The 17,698-nt window shown below is 54.2% G+C and carries 14 protein-coding genes and 4 tRNA genes; 2 read left to right on the forward strand and 16 right to left on the reverse strand.

Annotated elements, in window-relative coordinates; genetic code table 11:
* Positions 1–47 precede the first annotated feature (47 nt).
* The 16 genes from rpoC to map all read right to left on the reverse strand — a co-directional run bounded on the left by rpoC (position 48) and on the right by map (position 15,750).
* On the reverse strand, positions 48–4,049 hold the full coding sequence (gene rpoC, locus FZ041_RS09475) for a DNA-directed RNA polymerase subunit beta' (protein ID WP_075444029.1): 4,002 nt from the start codon (positions 4,047–4,049) through the stop codon (positions 48–50).
* Positions 4,050–4,067: 18 nt separating this feature from the next.
* Positions 4,068–7,802 (reverse strand): DNA-directed RNA polymerase subunit beta, encoded by a 3,735-nt coding sequence (gene rpoB, locus FZ041_RS09480; RefSeq protein ID WP_075444026.1) that lies wholly within the window; start codon positions 7,800–7,802, stop codon positions 4,068–4,070.
* A 297-nt stretch (positions 7,803–8,099) separates the two neighbouring features.
* The gene (rplL, locus tag FZ041_RS09485; protein WP_075431098.1) at positions 8,100–8,468 is read right to left on the reverse strand and encodes a 50S ribosomal protein L7/L12; all 369 of its coding nucleotides are present in this window, start codon (positions 8,466–8,468) and stop codon (positions 8,100–8,102) included.
* Positions 8,469–8,531: 63 nt separating this feature from the next.
* Entirely contained in the window at positions 8,532–9,071 is a 540-nt protein-coding gene (rplJ, locus tag FZ041_RS09490; RefSeq protein ID WP_075431100.1) for a 50S ribosomal protein L10, read from the reverse strand.
* Between the two features lie 208 nt (positions 9,072–9,279).
* A complete protein-coding gene (rplA, locus tag FZ041_RS09495; RefSeq protein WP_075431103.1) occupies positions 9,280–9,963 on the reverse strand; it encodes a 50S ribosomal protein L1 in 684 nt (227 codons plus the stop codon).
* A 64-nt stretch (positions 9,964–10,027) separates the two neighbouring features.
* Complete coding sequence (gene rplK, locus FZ041_RS09500) at positions 10,028–10,453, reverse strand: 50S ribosomal protein L11 (protein ID WP_033170889.1); 426 nt, start codon at positions 10,451–10,453, stop codon at positions 10,028–10,030.
* A 40-nt stretch (positions 10,454–10,493) separates the two neighbouring features.
* A complete protein-coding gene (nusG, locus tag FZ041_RS09505; protein WP_075431105.1) occupies positions 10,494–11,045 on the reverse strand; it encodes a transcription termination/antitermination protein NusG in 552 nt (183 codons plus the stop codon).
* A gap of 16 nt (positions 11,046–11,061) precedes the next feature.
* The gene (gene secE, locus FZ041_RS09510) at positions 11,062–11,241 is read right to left on the reverse strand and encodes a preprotein translocase subunit SecE (RefSeq protein WP_075444023.1); all 180 of its coding nucleotides are present in this window, start codon (positions 11,239–11,241) and stop codon (positions 11,062–11,064) included.
* 30 nt (positions 11,242–11,271) lie between these two features.
* The gene (gene rpmG, locus FZ041_RS09515) at positions 11,272–11,421 is read right to left on the reverse strand and encodes a 50S ribosomal protein L33 (RefSeq protein WP_075431109.1); all 150 of its coding nucleotides are present in this window, start codon (positions 11,419–11,421) and stop codon (positions 11,272–11,274) included.
* A gap of 170 nt (positions 11,422–11,591) precedes the next feature.
* Positions 11,592–11,668, reverse strand: a tRNA-Met gene (locus FZ041_RS09520).
* 8 nt (positions 11,669–11,676) lie between these two features.
* A tRNA-Thr gene (locus FZ041_RS09525) sits at positions 11,677–11,752 on the reverse strand.
* 13 nt (positions 11,753–11,765) lie between these two features.
* Positions 11,766–11,841: transfer RNA gene (locus tag FZ041_RS09530), tRNA-Met, on the reverse strand.
* 39 nt (positions 11,842–11,880) lie between these two features.
* Positions 11,881–11,956: transfer RNA gene (locus FZ041_RS09535), tRNA-Met, on the reverse strand.
* 162 nt (positions 11,957–12,118) lie between these two features.
* Entirely contained in the window at positions 12,119–13,408 is a 1,290-nt protein-coding gene (gene pfp / locus FZ041_RS09540; RefSeq protein WP_149189388.1) for a diphosphate--fructose-6-phosphate 1-phosphotransferase, read from the reverse strand.
* A 156-nt stretch (positions 13,409–13,564) separates the two neighbouring features.
* Positions 13,565–14,878, reverse strand: coding sequence for a DEAD/DEAH box helicase (locus FZ041_RS09545; protein ID WP_149189389.1), 1,314 nt, complete (start codon positions 14,876–14,878; stop codon positions 13,565–13,567).
* Entirely contained in the window at positions 14,878–15,750 is an 873-nt protein-coding gene (gene map / locus FZ041_RS09550; protein ID WP_075444014.1) for a type I methionyl aminopeptidase, read from the reverse strand. Before map ends, FZ041_RS09545 begins: the two co-directional genes overlap by 1 nt.
* 234 nt (positions 15,751–15,984) lie before the next feature.
* Here map and FZ041_RS09555 point away from each other — a divergent pair, with 234 nt between their 5' ends.
* Entirely contained in the window at positions 15,985–16,656 is a 672-nt protein-coding gene (locus FZ041_RS09555; protein ID WP_149189390.1) for a C40 family peptidase, read from the forward strand.
* Positions 16,657–16,831: 175 nt separating this feature from the next.
* A complete protein-coding gene (locus FZ041_RS09560) occupies positions 16,832–17,677 on the forward strand; it encodes a polysaccharide deacetylase family protein (RefSeq protein WP_075444009.1) in 846 nt (281 codons plus the stop codon).
* The last annotated feature ends 21 nt before the right edge of the window (positions 17,678–17,698 follow it).

Genomic DNA, 17,698 nt, shown 5'->3' on the forward strand with positions numbered 1-17,698 from the left:
GAAGCCATCCAGTGGGATGGTTTCCTCTTTTCTATTGCAGCAATTGCTTATGCCTCGGTGGCTTCAGCTGCGGCAGTCTCCTCAGCCGTTTCCTCCGGAGCCGGTTTCGGATCGTTATCGACAATCTTGAGGTTGCGATAACGGCTCATGCCCGTACCAGCCGGGATGAGTTTACCGATGATGACGTTCTCCTTCAGACCGATCAGCGGATCGACCTTGCCCTTGATGGCAGCATCCGTCAGGACACGAGTCGTCTCCTGGAACGATGCTGCGGACATGAAGGAATCCGTAGCCAGCGATGCCTTCGTGATACCGAGAAGGATCGGCTTAGCAACAGCCGGCTCGCCGCCTTCCTCGATGGCCTTCGTATTGGCACTCTCGAAGGAGTTGATATCGATGTACTCGCCTGGCAGGAAGTCCGTGCTGCCGGACTCCTCGATCTTCACTTTGTGAAGCATCTGGCGGACCATTACCTCGATATGCTTATCGTTGATCTCAACACCCTGAGATTTGTATACTTTCTGTACCTCGTATACGAGATAGCGCTGCGTAGCCTGCAGACCGCAAACGCGCAGGATATCGTGCGGGTTGATGGAACCTTCCGTGAGCTTGTCGCCCGGCTTCAAGTGCATACCCTGCTTGGCTGCCATGCGGGCACCATACGGGATTGCATACTCGCGAGCTTCGCCTTCGTCCGGAACAATCGTAACCTTGCGCATGCCCTTACCGGAATCCTCGACCTCTGCACGGCCTTCTATCTCGGCAATGATTGCATGATGTTTCGGCTTACGAGCCTCGAAAAGCTCCTCGACACGCGGAAGACCCTGAGTGATATCGTCACCAGCGACACCACCGGAGTGGAACGTACGCATAGTGAGCTGCGTGCCCGGCTCGCCGATGGACTGTGCGGCAATGATACCGACTGCCTCACCGATCTCAACCTCAGCCTGGTTGGCAAGGTCACGGCCATAGCACTTGATGCAGACGCCGAACTGCGACTTACAGGTCAGTACGCTGCGGATCGATACGCGGTCACGGACTTTCTCGATGCGTTTTGCCAGGTCTTCATCCACCGTATCGTTGATGGAAGCGATGCGCTCGCCCGTCTGCGGATCGTCGATGTTCTCAGCGAGAACACGGCCGACAATACGCTCAGCCAACGACTCGATAATGCCGTCGCCTTCTTTGATGGCCTCGACTTCGATACCGCGGACGTTATTGTTGCGAACACGAAGTTCCTTAGCGCTGCTGTCGAGAATCGACTGAATCTTAGCTTCATCAAGATGCTCGCCAGCTGCCAGGATAACATTGCCATCCTCATCGACAACATCACGAGTAACTTCCTTGCCATTCATCTCATGCAGCATGGAATCCTTGATCTTCGCACGGGCAGCTGCATCCGGTTCGCCGAGGGAAATTGCCTCGGTAATCATCGCGTTGCTGATAGCTGCCTCGGAAGCCAGCGAAGAACCGCGGACCATGATCTCCGGTACGCTCTTCTCGCCGATGATCTGAAGTTCTTCCTCGCCGAGAATGGTGTCCTTCGTAAAGAGGACTTCTTTGGTCTCTGGATCGAGGACATCGGCACCCAGCAGACGGCCCATAAGGCTGTCGTTGAGGATCTCCAGCGCATCGAGCGTGGACTCGGTGAGACGCGCACGCGCCTGTACCATGTTGAGCGTCGAGATATCGCAGTCTTCCTCACGGACGATGACATCCTGTGCGACGTCGACGAGACGACGGGTAAGGTAACCCGAGTCAGCCGTACGCAGAGCCGTATCAGCAAGACCTTTACGGGCACCATGGGACGAGATGAAGTAATCGGATACCGACAGACCCTCACGGAAGTTTGCCGTGATCGGCAAGTCGATGATCTTACCAGACGGGTCAGCCATAAGGCCGCGCATACCAGCCAGCTGACGCATCTGCTGTTTGTTACCACGGGCACCGGAGTCAGCCATCATGAAGATCGGGTTGAAGGTGTCCATGTTGTCCATCATCGCATCAGCGACATCGTCGGTAGCAACCGACCAGAGGTCAACGACCTTGTGGTAACGCTCTTCCTCGGTGATGAGACCGCGGTCGAACTGGCGCTCAACCTTGTTGACGATCTTCTGCGTGTCGGCAATGATGGTCTTCTTCTTCGGCGGTACGATAACGTCGGAGATAGCAACCGTCATGCCGGCGATGCAGGCATAGTGGTAACCGAGGTTCTTGACGTTATCGATGACCTCAGCGGTCTTCGTAGCGCCAAAGTGGTTATAGCAGTTCGCAACCAGCTTGCCAAGCTCCTTCTTGTTCATCAGGATACCCAGGCACTCCTGGTCGGAATCTTTTTCTTTGTAGTAGTAACGGAGCTCCGGCGGCAGGATCTCGCTGAAGATCATGCGGCCCAGCGACGTCTTGACAAGGCCATGGCCCTCGATGCGGCAGTGGATCTGTGCCTGCAGGTCAAGGTCATGCTGCTGGTAAGCCAGCAGTGCCTCGGCAATGCTCGTGACAGCCATACCCTCGCCCTTGGCACCCGGGCGGACAATGGTCAGGTAGTATGCACCCAGAACCATGTCCTGCGTCGGAACGATGATTGGTTTACCATCTTTCGGCGCCAAGATGTGGTTGGCAGCCAGCATCAGGATGCGGGCCTCCGTCTGTGCCTCAGCGGACAGCGGCAGATGGATAGCCATCTGGTCACCATCGAAGTCAGCGTTGTATGCCGTACAAGCCAGCGGGTGGAGCTTCAGCGCGCGACCCTCGGTGAGGACCGGCTCGAAAGCCTGGATACCGAGACGATGCAGCGTCGGGGCACGGTTCAGGAGAACCGGATGCTCCTTGATGACATCCTCGAGCACATCCCAGACCTCCGGACGTGCACGCTCAACCATGCGCTTAGCCGATTTGATGTTATGCGCAGCACCCGAAGCCACGAGTTTCTTCATGACAAACGGCTTGAAGAGCTCCAGAGCCATCTCCTTCGGCAGACCGCACTGGTGGAGCTTGAGCTCCGGACCGACGACGATAACGGAACGGCCCGAGTAGTCAACGCGCTTACCCAGGAGGTTCTGACGGAAGCGGCCCTGTTTACCCTTGAGCATATCCGAAAGGGACTTGAGCGGGCGGTTGCCCGGGCCCGTGACCGGACGGCCGCGACGGCCGTTATCGATCAGGGCATCGACAGCCTCCTGCAGCATGCGTTTCTCGTTGCGGACGATGATGTCCGGTGCACCGAGATCCAGCAGGCGTTTCAGGCGGTTGTTGCGGTTGATGACACGGCGATACAGGTCGTTGAGGTCGGACGTTGCGAAACGGCCGCCATCGAGCTGTACCATCGGACGAAGCTCCGGCGGAATGACCGGAACAACATCGAGAATCATCCAAGACGGCTTGTTGCCGGACTTGCGGAAAGCCTCGACAACTTCCAGACGGCGGATGGCGCGGATCTTCTTCTGGCCGGACGTCGTGCGGACGTCCTTGCGCAGCGACTCGCTCATGGTCTCGAGGTCGAGCTCGTCGAGGAGCTCTTTGATGGCCTCAGCACCCATGCCGACGCGGAAGGTGTTGCCATATTTCTCCAGAGCATCGTGATACTCTTTCTCGGAGAGCAGGCTCTTCTTGGCCAGATCCGTATTCTCACCCGGATCCAGGACGATATAGTAAGCGAAGTACAGGACTTTCTCGAGAGCTCGCGGAGAGATATCGAGGATCAGGCCCATACGGCTCGGGATACCTTTGAAGTACCAGATATGGGACACCGGAGCAGCGAGCTCGATGTGGCCCATGCGCTCACGGCGCACTTTGGCACGCGTGACCTCAACGCCGCAGCGGTCGCAGACAATGCCCTTATAGCGGATACGCTTGTACTTACCGCAATGGCATTCCCAGTCACGGGTCGGTCCAAAGATACGCTCGCAGAACAGACCGTCGCGCTCTGGTTTCAGCGTGCGATAGTTGATGGTCTCCGGCTTCTTGACCTCACCGTAGGACCACTCGCGGATCTTATCCGGAGAGGCCAGACCGATGCGCATCGAATCAAAATTATTTACATCCAGCAAAGAGATGACACTCCCTTCTTATTCCTCATCATTACCTTCATCTGCATTGTCTACGGCCGGGCCTTCAATCGAGCCCATGCTGCCGATGTCGGCAATGATGTCGTCCGGCTTTTCATCATCAGACGGAGCACCTTCATCGTAGGAGTCTGCTCCAGCCGTCTGCGCCGCAGCGGCGCCTTCTTTATTCGGATCAACACCGGCGACGTCAAGATCGAGATCTTTGGCCGTCTTGTTGATATCTTCATCATCATCTTCGTCCAAGAGCGAGATTTCCTTGGCATCCTCATTGAGGACCTTGATATCGAGACCGATGGACTGGAGCTCTTTGATGAGAACCTTGAAGGACTCCGGTACACCCGGTTCCGGAATGTTTTCGCCCTTGACGATGGCTTCATAAGCCTTGACACGTCCGACAACATCATCGGATTTGACCGTCAGGATTTCCTGCAGCGTGTAAGCGGCACCATAAGCCTCGAGGGCCCAAACCTCCATCTCACCGAAACGCTGGCCACCGAACTGTGCTTTACCACCGAGCGGCTGCTGCGTGACGAGGGAGTACGGACCGGTCGAACGCGCATGAATCTTATCGGCAACGAGATGATGCAGCTTGAGGAAGTACGTGCAGCCAACCGTTACGCGGTTCTCGAACGGCTCACCCGTACGGCCATCGTAGAGGACCGTCTTGCCGTCAGCCGGCAGGCCAGCAGCTTTGACCGTACCCCAGACATCGTCATCTTTCGCACCGTCGAAGACCGGCGTTGCGATATGGATACCAGCGACATCCGGTTTCGGCATGCCGTATTTATCGAAGTCGTAGCCGGCATCGCGGAGACGCTGCTCAACCGTCGGATCGCCGTCCTTGATCTGCTGACCGAGGACTTTGACAGCCATGCCGAGATGAACCTCGAGCACCTGACCGATGTTCATTCGCGACGGAACGCCCAGCGGATTCAGCACGAGATCGACCGGCGTGCCATCCGGCAGGAACGGCATGTCTTCCTGACGCATGATGCGGGAAACGACACCCTTGTTACCGTGACGACCTGCCATCTTATCGCCGATGGAGATCTTACGTTTCTGTGCGATGTAGACGCGGACAAGACGGTTGACGCCTGGCGGCAGCTCATCGTTGTTCTCGCGGCTGAAGATCTTGACGTCAACGATCTTACCCTGCTCACCATGCGGCACACGCAGGGACGTATCGCGGACTTCACGAGCCTTCTCACCGAAGATAGCGCGCAGCAGGCGCTCCTCTGCCGTAAGCTCCGTCTCGCCTTTCGGCGTGACCTTACCGACGAGGATATCGCCAGGACGTACGTCAGCACCGATGGAAATGATACCCTCTTCGTCGAGGTCTTTGAGAGCCTCTTCCGCAACGTTCGGGATATCGCGGGTGATTTCCTCAGGACCAAGCTTCGTGTCGCGCGCATCGCACTCATACTCTTCGATATGGATCGAGGTGTAGAGGTCGCGTTTTACGAGGTTCTCCGACAGGAGGACAGCATCCTCGTAGTTGTAGCCTTCCCAAGGCATGTAGGCAACGATGATGTTGTAACCAAGAGCCAGCTCGCCATGGTCCGTAGCCGGGCCGTCAGCAATCGGCTGTTTCTCGACAACCTTGTCGCCTTTGTATACGATAGGAACCTGGTTGATGCAGGTGCCCTGGTTGGAACGCAGGAATTTCTGCAGTTTATAGTGGTCAAGCTGACCATCTTCACGGCGGACATCGATGAAGTCAGCCGTTACACGCTCAACCGTACCAGCATGTTTGGCAAGGATCATGACGCCAGAGTCGCAGGCAGCTTTGTACTCCATGCCAGTACCGACCAGCGGTGCCTGGGTGCGGAGCAGAGGAACTGCCTGACGCTGCATGTTCGCACCCATCAGGGCACGGTTCGCATCGTCGTTCTCGAGGAACGGGATCATTGCCGTTGCAATCGAGAAGACCTGGCGCGGGCTAACGTCCATGTAATCGACGGTATCGCGGTTATGCAGACCGGTTTCTTCGTTATAACGAGCCGTTACACGCTCATTGATGAACCACTCATTTTCATCGAGGGGCTCATTGGCCTGCGCGATGACGAGCTCATCCTCTTCGTCAGCCGTCAGGTAGCGGACTTCATCCGTGACCTGATGCGTCTCTTTGTCGACACGGCGATACGGCGTCTCCATGAAGCCGAACTGGTTGACACGGGCATAGGTAGCCAGCGAACCGATAAGACCGATATTCGGACCCTCAGGAGACTCTACCGGACACATACGGCCATAATGGGAGTTGTGTACGTCGCGGACCTCGAAGCCTGCGCGCTCACGGGACAGACCGCCCGGTCCCAGTGCCGACAGACGGCGTTTATGCGTCAGCTCGGACAGCGGGTTGTGCTGGTCCATGAACTGGGACAGCTGCGAAGAACCGAAGAACTCTTTGATGGCAGCGACAACCGGACGAATGTTGATGAGTGCCTGCGGCGTGATGACGTCAACGTCCTGAATCGTCATGCGCTCGCGGACGACACGCTCCATACGGGAAAGACCGATGCGGAACTGATTCTGCAGCAGCTCACCTACCGCACGGACGCGGCGGTTGCCCAGATGGTCGATATCATCCGTGTTGCCGAAACCATCCATGAGGTTCAGCAGGTAATTGATCGAAGCAATGATATCATTTTTCGTGATCGTACGGTCATGGATATCAAGCGTCGGGCTGCAAAGCATCTTGACCTTGCTGCCGTCCTTCTGCAGGGCGTACAGCGTGATGAGGCCACCCTCACCGAAGATCTGCCGCTCGCGCTCAACATCCACAGCATCGATCATGTCTTCCGTGACGACTACGCCCTGCGGAATGACAATCTCGCCCGTCTCTTTATCAACGATCGGCTCGGCGAGGACTTTGCCGAGGATACGGCGCTTCCAGCCCAGCTTCTTCGTGAGTTTATAACGGCCGACCGTAGCCAGATCATAACGCTTCGGATCAAAGAACAGCGAATTGAGGAGCTGCGTAGCATTGTCCTCATTGGCCGGCTCGCCCGGACGGAGGCGTTTATAGATCTCGATGACAGCCTTGCCCTGGGATTTGACTTCTTCACCATCGCGCTCAAGGGTATTCATGATGCGCGGATCTTCACCGAAGAGCTCTACGATCTCCTCGTCGGTAGCAAAGCCAAGGGCGCGGATGAAATACGTGACCGGCATCTTACGCGTGCGGTCAATGCGAACCGAAACAACATCGTTCGCATCCGTCTCGAGCTCGATCCAGGCACCACGGTTTGGAATGACCGTTGCATTATATAGATGCTTACCAGTCGGATCGATCTCCTCACCATAATATGCGCCCGGCGAACGAACCAGCTGGCTGACGATAACACGCTCAGCACCATTGATGATGAACGTACCCGTATCCGTCATGAGTGGGAAATCGCCCATGAAGACTTCCTGCTCCTTGATTTCACCGGTCTCACGGTTGATGAGACGGACATTTACACGGATAGGAGCCGCATAGGTTACATCGCGCTCTTTGCACTCGTCAAGGCCGTATTTCGGCTCGCCAAGCGAAAAACTCTCAAAGGACAGCACGAGATTCTCGGAGAAGTCCTTGATCGGCGAAATGTCGTTGAAAATTTCCTGCAAACCCTCATCGAGGAACCACTTGTAGCTGTTCCGCTGGATATCCAGCAGATGCGGCATTTCCATGACTTCCTTGATTCTGGCATAGCTATACCTGGTTCTCTTGCCCACCGGCACAGGATTAAATAACAAATCCTTCACCCCTTAGCCTGATTTATACTAGAATGATCTTTGAAATGCAGGGATCAGACCACACAAACAAGAGCGGAATACAGGAACAAGAAAAAAAACAAGGTATGAGATCATTTTACACCTTGCTTCCAGTTCCTTTCCGCTTGCGCATAGTTATCCCTATTCATTTTCCTGTAGTTTCTTAGTTTAGCACCCTTTCCTTATCATGTCAAGCATTTCTGCTGGACTATCAGATTTTTTTGCATAAGAAAAAGGACCATCCCATAGGGATGGTCCTTGAAAAGTCAAAGACTGAAATTACTTCAGCTCAACCGTAGCGCCAGCCTCTTCGAGGGCAGCCTTGAGGGACTCAGCCTCAGCCTTAGCAACGTTCTCTTTAACGTTAGCCGGAGCGCCATCAACGAGAGCCTTAGCCTCTTTCAGGCCGAGACCCGTAGCTTCACGGACAGCTTTGATAACGTTGATTTTCTTGTCGCCAGCGGAAGCGAGAACAACCGTGAACTCGTCTTTCTCTTCAGCAGCACCAGCAGCAGCGCCACCAGCAGCAGCAACTGCAACCGGAGCAGCAGCGCTAACGCCGAATTTCTCTTCCATAGCTTTTACGAGCTCAGACAGCTCGAGGACAGTCATGTTCTCAATGGCTTCCATGATTTCTTCTTTAGTCATTTGAATATACCTCCAAAAATCTTTCTTTATTTCTTCATTAATTATATAAGAGGGAAACGCAGATTATGCGGATTCCTTCTGAGCGCGAACAGCGTCAAGCACATAAACAGCATTGCGGATAACACCCTGCAGCACGTTGACCGTGTTGGAAATCGGGGCGTTCATGCTGCCCAGCATCTTGGCAATGAGTTCCTCGCGGGACGGCAGCGAAGCCAGAGCTTTGACCTCTTTGGCGTCGATGACTTTGCCCTCGACCGTACCAACTTTGATCGTCAGAACCTCGTTCTCGTCCAGTTTGTTCTTCTTGATGAAGCCGCAGATGACTTTTGCCGGAGCAATAGCATCCTCCGTGGAGAATGCGAAAGCCGTCGTGCCCTCGAGATGCTCATCAAAGCCCTCGATACCAGCTTCTTTAGCAGCCAGACGGAGCATCGTGTTCTTGACAACATGATACGTTACGCCAGCAGCGCGGAGCTCGCGGCGGAGTTCCGTGTCCTGAGCAACCGTCAGACCTTTGTAGCTCGTCAGAACTACACCTTTAGCATTCGTCAGCTGGTCTTTGAGCTCAGCGACGATAGCCTGTTTTTTCGTTAAGTTTGCCACTTTAATTTCACCTCCTGTCCACTTTGGATTTTAAAGCCTGTAAAAAAACCTCCGGCTGCGTACGCCGGAGGTTGAATATTCAAATTCAGTGAGCTCCGGCCTCGGCAGGCGACGAATCGTCGTTAGATGATAGAATCAAACCTGCTGTCTACAGCCATCGTTATACAGTTGTGGAGACCGGAGCCTCGTTGAACCTAATCAGACTGGATCAGCCAATCTGGACCGGGATGCCAGGGCCCATCGTTGCGCTGACCGTAATGGAGCGCATGTACTGGCCTTTAGCAGCAGCCGGTTTTACACGGTTCAGTGTATCAATCAGGGCCTGGAAGTTCTGCTGAAGCTTCTCAGCGTCGAAGGATGCCTTACCGATCGGGCAATGTACATTACCAGCTTTGTCGGTACGGTACTCGACTTTACCTGCTTTAATCTCGGAAATAGCCTTCGTGAGATCCATCGTAACCGTGCCCAGTTTCGGGTTCGGCATGAGGCCGCGAGGACCAAGGACCTTACCAAGACGACCGACAGTGCCCATCATGTCCGGAGTAGCGACAGCGACGTCGAAGTCGAGCCAGCCGCCCTGGATCTTCTGGACGATTTCATCGGAACCAACGAAGTCAGCACCTGCTGCCTCTGCTTCCTTTACTTTCTCGCCTTTTGCGAAGACGAGTACGCGCTTGGATTTACCCGTGCCATGCGGCAGGACCATAGCGCCGCGGACCTGCTGATCAGCGTATTTCGGATCAACGCCGAGACGTACGTGCAGCTCGATGGTTTCATCGAACTTAGCCGTAGCCGTCTTCTTGACGAGATCCATAGCCTCAGCAGCCGTGTAGACCTTGCCAGCTTCTACGAGCTTGCAAGCGTCCTGATATTTCTTACCAGCTTTAGCCATTGTAAGTAATCTCCTCTCGTGGTAATAACGGTGAATGCCTCCCACGGGATGAAATCATCAACCATTAGTCAACGATTTCGATACCCATGCTGCGTGCCGTACCCTCAATCATGCGGGTAGCAGCCTCGATGTCAGCAGCGTTGAGGTCAGCCATCTTGCTCTCAGCAATCTTCATTGCCTCTGCACGCGGCAGTTTAGCAACTTTGTTCTTGTTCGGCTCACCAGAAGCTTTGTCGATCTTAGCAGCCTTCTTCAGAAGGACAGCAGCCGGCGGAGTCTTGGTGATGAACGTGAAGGATCTATCCTCAAAAACCGTGATGACAACAGGGATGACAAGACCAGCCTGTGCCTTGGTTCTCTCGTTGAATTCCTTACAGAAGCCCATGATGTTGACACCAGCCTGACCAAGAGCCGGACCTACCGGAGGAGCCGGATTAGCTTTACCAGCAACAACCTGGAGCTTGACAATCTTAGAAACTTTCTTTGCCATTGTATTTACACCTCCCAAAAATGGATTTTAGTGGCTTCAATTAGAGCTTTTCGACCTGATCGAAGCCAAGGTCAATCGGGGTTTCCTCTACCAGAACCTTCAAGCGGCCTTTTTCCTGATCGATCTCAGTAACGGCGCCCGTATAGTTCTCGAAAACACCCGAGTTGATGCGAACCACATCCCCGACGGATACATCCAGCTCGGGTTTGAGCTCTTCCTCGCCCATGGATTTCAAGATACGTTTCGCTTCAGCATCAGTAAGCGGAATCGGGTGTTTCTCAGAACCGACAAAACCCGTTACACCGGTGGTGTTGCGCACAACGTACCAGGAATGCTCATCGACAATCATGTCAACCAGCACATAGCCTGGGAAGACTTTTCTCGGAACGACTTTTTTCTTGCCGTCCTTGATTTCGACCTCATCCTCTACCGGAACGACGACATTGAAGATCATGTCGCTCATGTTGGCCGTGTGAATCAGGCGCTCGAGATTGGCTTTCACCTTGTTCTCGTAGCCTGAGTAGGTATGGATTACATACCATGCTCTGCCAGGATTATCCTGACGAAGATCCATCTCGTCCTTGTCTGCCATGCTTATCTCACCCTGCTTACCTTAAAATGATGTGGAACAATCTTGCAAAGACCGTATCACAGAACCAAATCAGGGCACAAACAATCGCAACAGCGATGCCTACAACCACGGTGTAGTTGAAAAGCTCCTTTTTGGTTGCCCAGGATACTTTTTTCATCTCGGCGATTACTTCGTCTATGAATTTCTTCACAGTCACTTCACATCTCCGTTCAACCCGCTAAAGCGATTATTTCGTCTCTTTGTGCAGCGTGTGCTTCTTGCAGAACTTGCAGTACTTATTGAACTCCAGACGATCCGGGTTGTTCTTCTTGTTCTTGTTGGTACGGTAGTTACGGCTATGGCACTCCGTGCACTCCAACGTGATATTGTTGCGCATCTCTTATTACACCCCTTACGCTCAGAAACTATGACTCTTTCACAATGTCACTAATACAATTTAGCACACTTGCCTTAGACTGTCAACTAGGAAACCTTGACAAGGTGAAATTTTATTTCGGGACACTATACATAAATAAAACCCCTGCAACAGGGGTTCATTGATAAAGTTGGTGGCGGCGAAGAGATTTGAACTCCTGACACTGCGGGTATGAACCGCATGCTCTAGCCAACTGAGCTACGCCGCCAGAATATATGGAGCTGATAACCAGGATTGAACTGGTGACCTTATCCTTACCAAGGATACGCTCTACCGACTGAGCTATATCAGCGATTCCAGCATTTTGGTTGCGGGGACAGGACTTGAACCTGTGACCTTCGGGTTATGAGCCCGACGAGCTACCGACTGCTCCACCCCGCGATAATGTGTATTATCTCGAAATGTTGGTAATAATCAATTTGGTTGCGGGGACAGGACTTGAACCTGTGACCTTCGGGTTATGAGCCCGACGAGCTACCGACTGCTCCACCCCGCGATGTTATCGCTTGTGACGCTTGCGCATCACTGGCTGACAAGAAATTATTATAGAGCATCGCCTGGGGTTCGTCAACCCCTTTTTACCAAAAAAAATAAAAAAAATTTAGCAGGGAAAGAAAATCCCCTGCTAAATCTGCGTTCTATTCTATTATATAGGACTTCATTTCTTGGGTTCTGCCTGGCTGGCCTCAGCCTCTTCCGGTGCATCAAAGAGATACATATAACGCTCTTTGAACTCCTTGGGTTCCATGCGATATGCATTGGCAAGGCCCGGATCGTTCAGGTCTTCTTTTTCCAAGCGCATCATGAGGCCGCGGGCGATCTTGTACTGGATCGACTCGATGTTGACCTTGCGGACCATGGTCTTGCCGGTTGCCGGGTCCTTGATATCCTCAAAGCGCATCGGCACTGCCTTGTTGTCCTGAATCGTGATCAGGGCACCGCTGTCGCCAGCCATGAGGAACTTGACTGCCGAATAGCCGAGCGAGCGCGCATAGTCGATATCGTAAGCAATCGGTGCCGTGCAGCGGAGCTCATAGCCGATCTCCTTATCGATGACGGAAATCTTGATGCCGAGCTTCTTGACTTCGGCCAGGACAGCCTGCTTGAGGATCTCACCAAAGTCGAGCTCACTGTAGCGGATATGGCCATGCTCATCAGTGACCACCGTACCGAGCTTCTTGAAGTCCTCCGGCGCGATCTTCTCGATGACACCCTCGGCAATGACTGCCACACCGTAATTCTTGCCCGTCAGATAGCGTTTGACGATCGAACCGGTGATGATGTCTACCACCTGCTGCAGGGGGATCTTCTCCTCGGGGAACTCCTCGGGGATGACCGTGAGCGCTGCTCCGGCGCTGCGGCCCATGCCCAGTGCCAGATGGCCAGCCGTACGGCCCATGGCAATCGTGAAATACCAGCGGTTATTCGTCGTGCGGGAATCTTCCATAAGGTTTTCGATTTCCGTCGTAGCAAAGGCCCGGGCTGTCTCAAAGCCGAAGGTCGGAACGCCTTCCGGCAGCGGCAGGTCGTTGTCGATGGTTTTCGGGACATGGACGACATTGATCGTGCGGCCCATCTTGCGCGCGTATTCAGATACCGCCGCCGAGCTGTAAGCCGTGTCATCGCCACCGATCGTCACGAGATGCGTGACGCCAAGCTCTGTGAGCGTCTCGACGACCGTGCGCAGATCGGACTCTTTCTTCGTCGGATTGAAGCGCGACATCTTGAGGATGCAGCCGCCCGTCAGGTGGATACGGCTGATGTTTTTCGGCTCAAGGCGGACATAGTTCTTCTCGCCACGGCCGATGCGGGAAAAGCCGTCATAGATACCGAGTACATCCCAGCCATGGCGGGTCGCCTCGTTGACTACACCTGAGATAACGCTGTTGATGCCTGGCGCCGGTCCACCGCCGCAAACAATGGCAATAACATTTTTGATACCGATCATGGAATCTCCCCCTTTAATTTGGTTACAGGGATATACTTCGGCTTTTTTTATCATATTCCTGCTTGTATTATTATTTTTTTGAAAAATTTATGACAATTATCCCCACAAAAAACTCCCGGGATTCCATAAATCCCGGGAGTTCTGCATACAATATTGTCAATGACGCCCCATCTTTGCACGGTGTCCCAGATTCGTCTTCGTCTTGGCTTTCACGCGGCGGCTGCGGTCATTGCGCCCCTTGTGCGCATTGCCCTTGCGGTTGGCGTATTTGGAGAGCGGCTTGCTCTTCTTTTTCTTCTCTTCGCGTTTCTCGCGGATTTCCTGCAGGATCTTGGCCTGCTTCTCCTGCCGGCGATGATGGCGCTCCGAGTGCTCCTTGCGGATGTGGTTCTTGATGCCCGACTCGATGCGGCGCAACAGATCGTACTGGCGGGCATTCACAAAGGTCACCGCCTTGCCCTGCTGCCCGGCACGGCCCGTACGGCCGATGCGATGAATATAGCTTTCGGCGTCATGGGGAATATCATAGTTGAATACATGCGTAACGCCCTCGATGTCAAGACCGCGGGCAGCGATATCCGTCGCACAGAGGATCTGCAGCTCCGCCTTGCGGAAGCGCTTGAGCACCAGTGCCCGCTGTACCTGTGACAGGTCGCCATGCAGCTCGTCGACCAGATAGCCGCGGGCCGCCAGCGCCATCGTGACCATATGCGCACGCTGCTTCGTATGGCAGAATACCATGGCCAGATAAGGATTGTCACTGTTGATACACTCACAGAGACGATCGATCTTCACCTCTTCGGTCGTATTGATGATGACCTGCTCGATGGCATCCAGCGTGACATGCTCGCTCTTGATCTTGATATTCTCCGGGGCGCGCATATACTGATGCGCCAAGGCCTTGATGCGGTCCGGCATAGTCGCCGAGAACAGCGTCAGCTGGCGGTCGTTTGCCGCAGCTTTGAGCAGCACCTCGACATCCTCGATGAAGCCGAGCCGCATCATTTCATCGGCCTCATCCAGCACTACCTTGTTGACTTTTGACAAGTCAATCGTACCCCGGCGCAGATGATCGAGCAAGCGGCCCGGCGTACCGATGATGAGCTGCGGATGACGGCGGAGTTTCTGCTTCTGCCGCTCGATATCCTGCCCGCCATAAATGACCAGCGAACTCACACCGGATGCCTCACCAACGAGTGCCGCCACTTTGGCGATCTGGATGGCCAGCTCCCGGGTCGGTGTCACCACAAGGGCCTGTGCTACTTCAGCCTGCGGCTTGATCTTCTCGAGGATTGGCAGCAGAAAGGCCAGCGTTTTGCCCGTGCCGGTCTGCGCCTGCGCGATGACATCACGGCCAGCCCGCACGAGCGGGATAGCTGCCTCCTGTACCGGCGTAGCCTCCTTGATGCCCTTATAGCGCAGCGTCTCGCAGACGCTGTCGCTGATTCCTAATTCCTTGAACGTAGTCATTACGACGACAATACCTCCGTCCCCGTCTCCGTGATGAGAATCGTCTTCTCCCACTGGGCTGACAGGCTCTTATCTTTCGTCCGCACGGTCCAGTTGTCCTTGGCGTCGACCGTGACATTCTTCTTGCCCATATTGATCATCGGCTCCACCGTGAGCACCATGCCCGGCACGAGCAGCATGCCCGTATTGGCTTCGCCTTCATGGGCGACAAAGGGTTCCATATGGAAATCCTTGCCGACGCCATGGCCGCCGAGGTCCGTGACGACCGTATAGCCATTGGCATGGGCATGGTTGCCGCAAGCCGCGCTGATGTCACCGACAAAATGCCACGGTTTGGCAGCAGCGATGCCGAGCTCCATGCACTCCTTCGTCACGCGCACGAGTTTTTCCGCCTCAGGGCTGACCTCGCCGACCATGAACATCCGCGAGGCATCCGCATAATAGCCGTCCAGCGTCGTCGTGATGTCGATGTTCAGGATATCGCCGTCCTTGAGGATGGTCTTCGGTGACGGGATGCCATGGCAGACTACCTCATTGAGGGAGATGCAGCAGCTCTTCGGGAAGCCCTCATAATTCAAGCAGGACGGATAGCCGCCGCGCTCCACGATATAGTCATGCACGGCCTTGTCGATCGTCGCCGTGTCCATGCCCGCCTTGATCATCGTCCCCGCCAGATCCAGCGCACCATCATTGATGACGCCTGCCTTGCGGATGCACTCGATGTCATGCGCATTGTTGATGATTTTCTTCGGGGGGCGGCACTGTCCCAGGAATACATCGAACTTCATCTCGCTCAGACGCTCGTCAAAGTCCTCATGGCATTTCTTATACTTCTTGCCGCTGCCACACCAGCACAAATCATTTCTTTGCATAAATCGCAATATCTCCTTTATTTTTAGATTGCCTTCATTTCCTAATCAAATGCACCCATCTATTATAAAACGAATCCGCAGCGAATGAAAGCCCCTTTGTCCAGGATATGCTCGGCAAAGTTATGACCTATTTGACCTGTCAGGTGCTAACATGATATAATGGGCTCGGTTTTGATTGGAACCTATTCTTTCTTATTTATGAAACATCAACTATATTATTAAGGAGGATTTCCCTTGCATAAGTTAGGTCGTCTATTATTAGCTGCCACATTCTGTCTGTCCATCCCTTCCATCTGCGATGCCGCAGCCTTCCGTCTCGGCGACACAGGGCAGGAAATCAGTGAAATCCAGCAAGCACTTGCCAGCTCCGGTTATGATGTCAGCGTCGATGGCGATTTTGGCCCCGCAACACAGGAGGCCGTCCGCCAATTCCAGCGCGATCATCATCTGACTGCCGATGGGCTTGTCGGTGACCAGTCTTATCAGGCACTCCTGCACCGCGCTATGCCGAAATTCGTGCAGCACAAGTCATATCTGGCCGGCATCAGCGCTATCATCGGCACGGCACAGCAATTTCTGGGTGTTCCTTATGTATGGGGTGGATCCTCGCCCAGCGGATTTGACTGTTCCGGCTTCGTCCAGTACGTTTACGCCAAGCACGGCATCAACCTGCCACGGACTGCTGATATCCAGATCTCCGCTGGCCACCCGGTCAACAAAGCCGACTTGCAGCCTGGCGACCTCGTCTTCTTCGCGGGCGATTACGTGAATATCTCCCATGTCGGCATCTACGTGGGCAACGGTCAGATGATCCACGCCTCCAGCACGCACGGCATCGCTTACGATTCCCTGTCCCGCGATTACCGCGTTGCCCACTATGCCGGTGCCTGCCGCGTCATCGGCTGAGCTCCGCCCCGGGTTCCTTAACCGATCTACATACCGATGCATACGAATCCGTTGACACCAGCGTCAGCGGATTTTTGCTTGCAGAGCGGCGCAGCGCCCTTTTATCATTTGACATGCTTGCCGCATTGGTATATATTAGACAGGATATTAAAATCAACAAAAGGATGTGTCTTTCATGGCAACATGGCTAAAACGGCTGGGTGGAGTTTTGCTAGCCGTTCTGCTTGCAGGAATCGGCGGCTGCCTCTATCTCATGCATGGTGCAGCAGATTCCGTTCCCGTATTAAACTACCATCAGATCAATGATCGCGACGAGAACGCGCTGACCGTACACACAGACCAGTTCGAAACGCAGATGAAGTATCTGGCTGACAATGGCTACCACACCATCACACCGGACGAGATGATTTCCGCCTGGGACGAGGGACGGCCGCTGCCGGATAAACCTGTCATCATCACCTTCGACGACGGCTATGCCGATAATTACCGCAATGCTTTCCCCATCCTGGAGAAATACAACTTGCGCGGCACCATTTTCCTTATCTCTGACTACGTCAGCACCTATCCCAATTATCTGACCTGGTCCCAGGCAGCGGAGATGCAGGAGAGCGGGCTCATCAACTTCGAGAGCCACACCCTCTCCCATGCCCAGCTCGACAGCACGAGCCCCGAAGAAACCTGGAATCAGCTTGACGGGTCAAAAAAAGCTTTGGAATGGAAGCTCGGCAAGACGATAAACTTCCTTGCCTACCCTTGCGGCTCTTATGATGAGGAGCTGCAGCAGCGGGTGAAAGACGCCGGCTACAAGGGCGCTTTCACCGTCAACTACGGCCTCGCCGGCCAAGGCGATAACCGCTACGTACTCAACCGCGTGCCCATCTTCGGCTGCACGAACCACACGTTCCTGCGCTTCAAGCTGCGCTTGCAGTACTCTCCAATCTTCGCCCCGCTGGCAAAATTGCATAAGGACCTTCTGGACGGGAATCATACCTTCCTCGCCAGATTCATCCCCACGCCATAACAAAACGGTGGCTGGAGTGAT

The sequence above is a fragment of the Pseudoselenomonas caprae genome (genome assembly GCF_008271345.1).
Lineage (GTDB): Bacteria > Bacillota > Negativicutes > Selenomonadales > Selenomonadaceae > Selenomonas_A > Selenomonas_A caprae.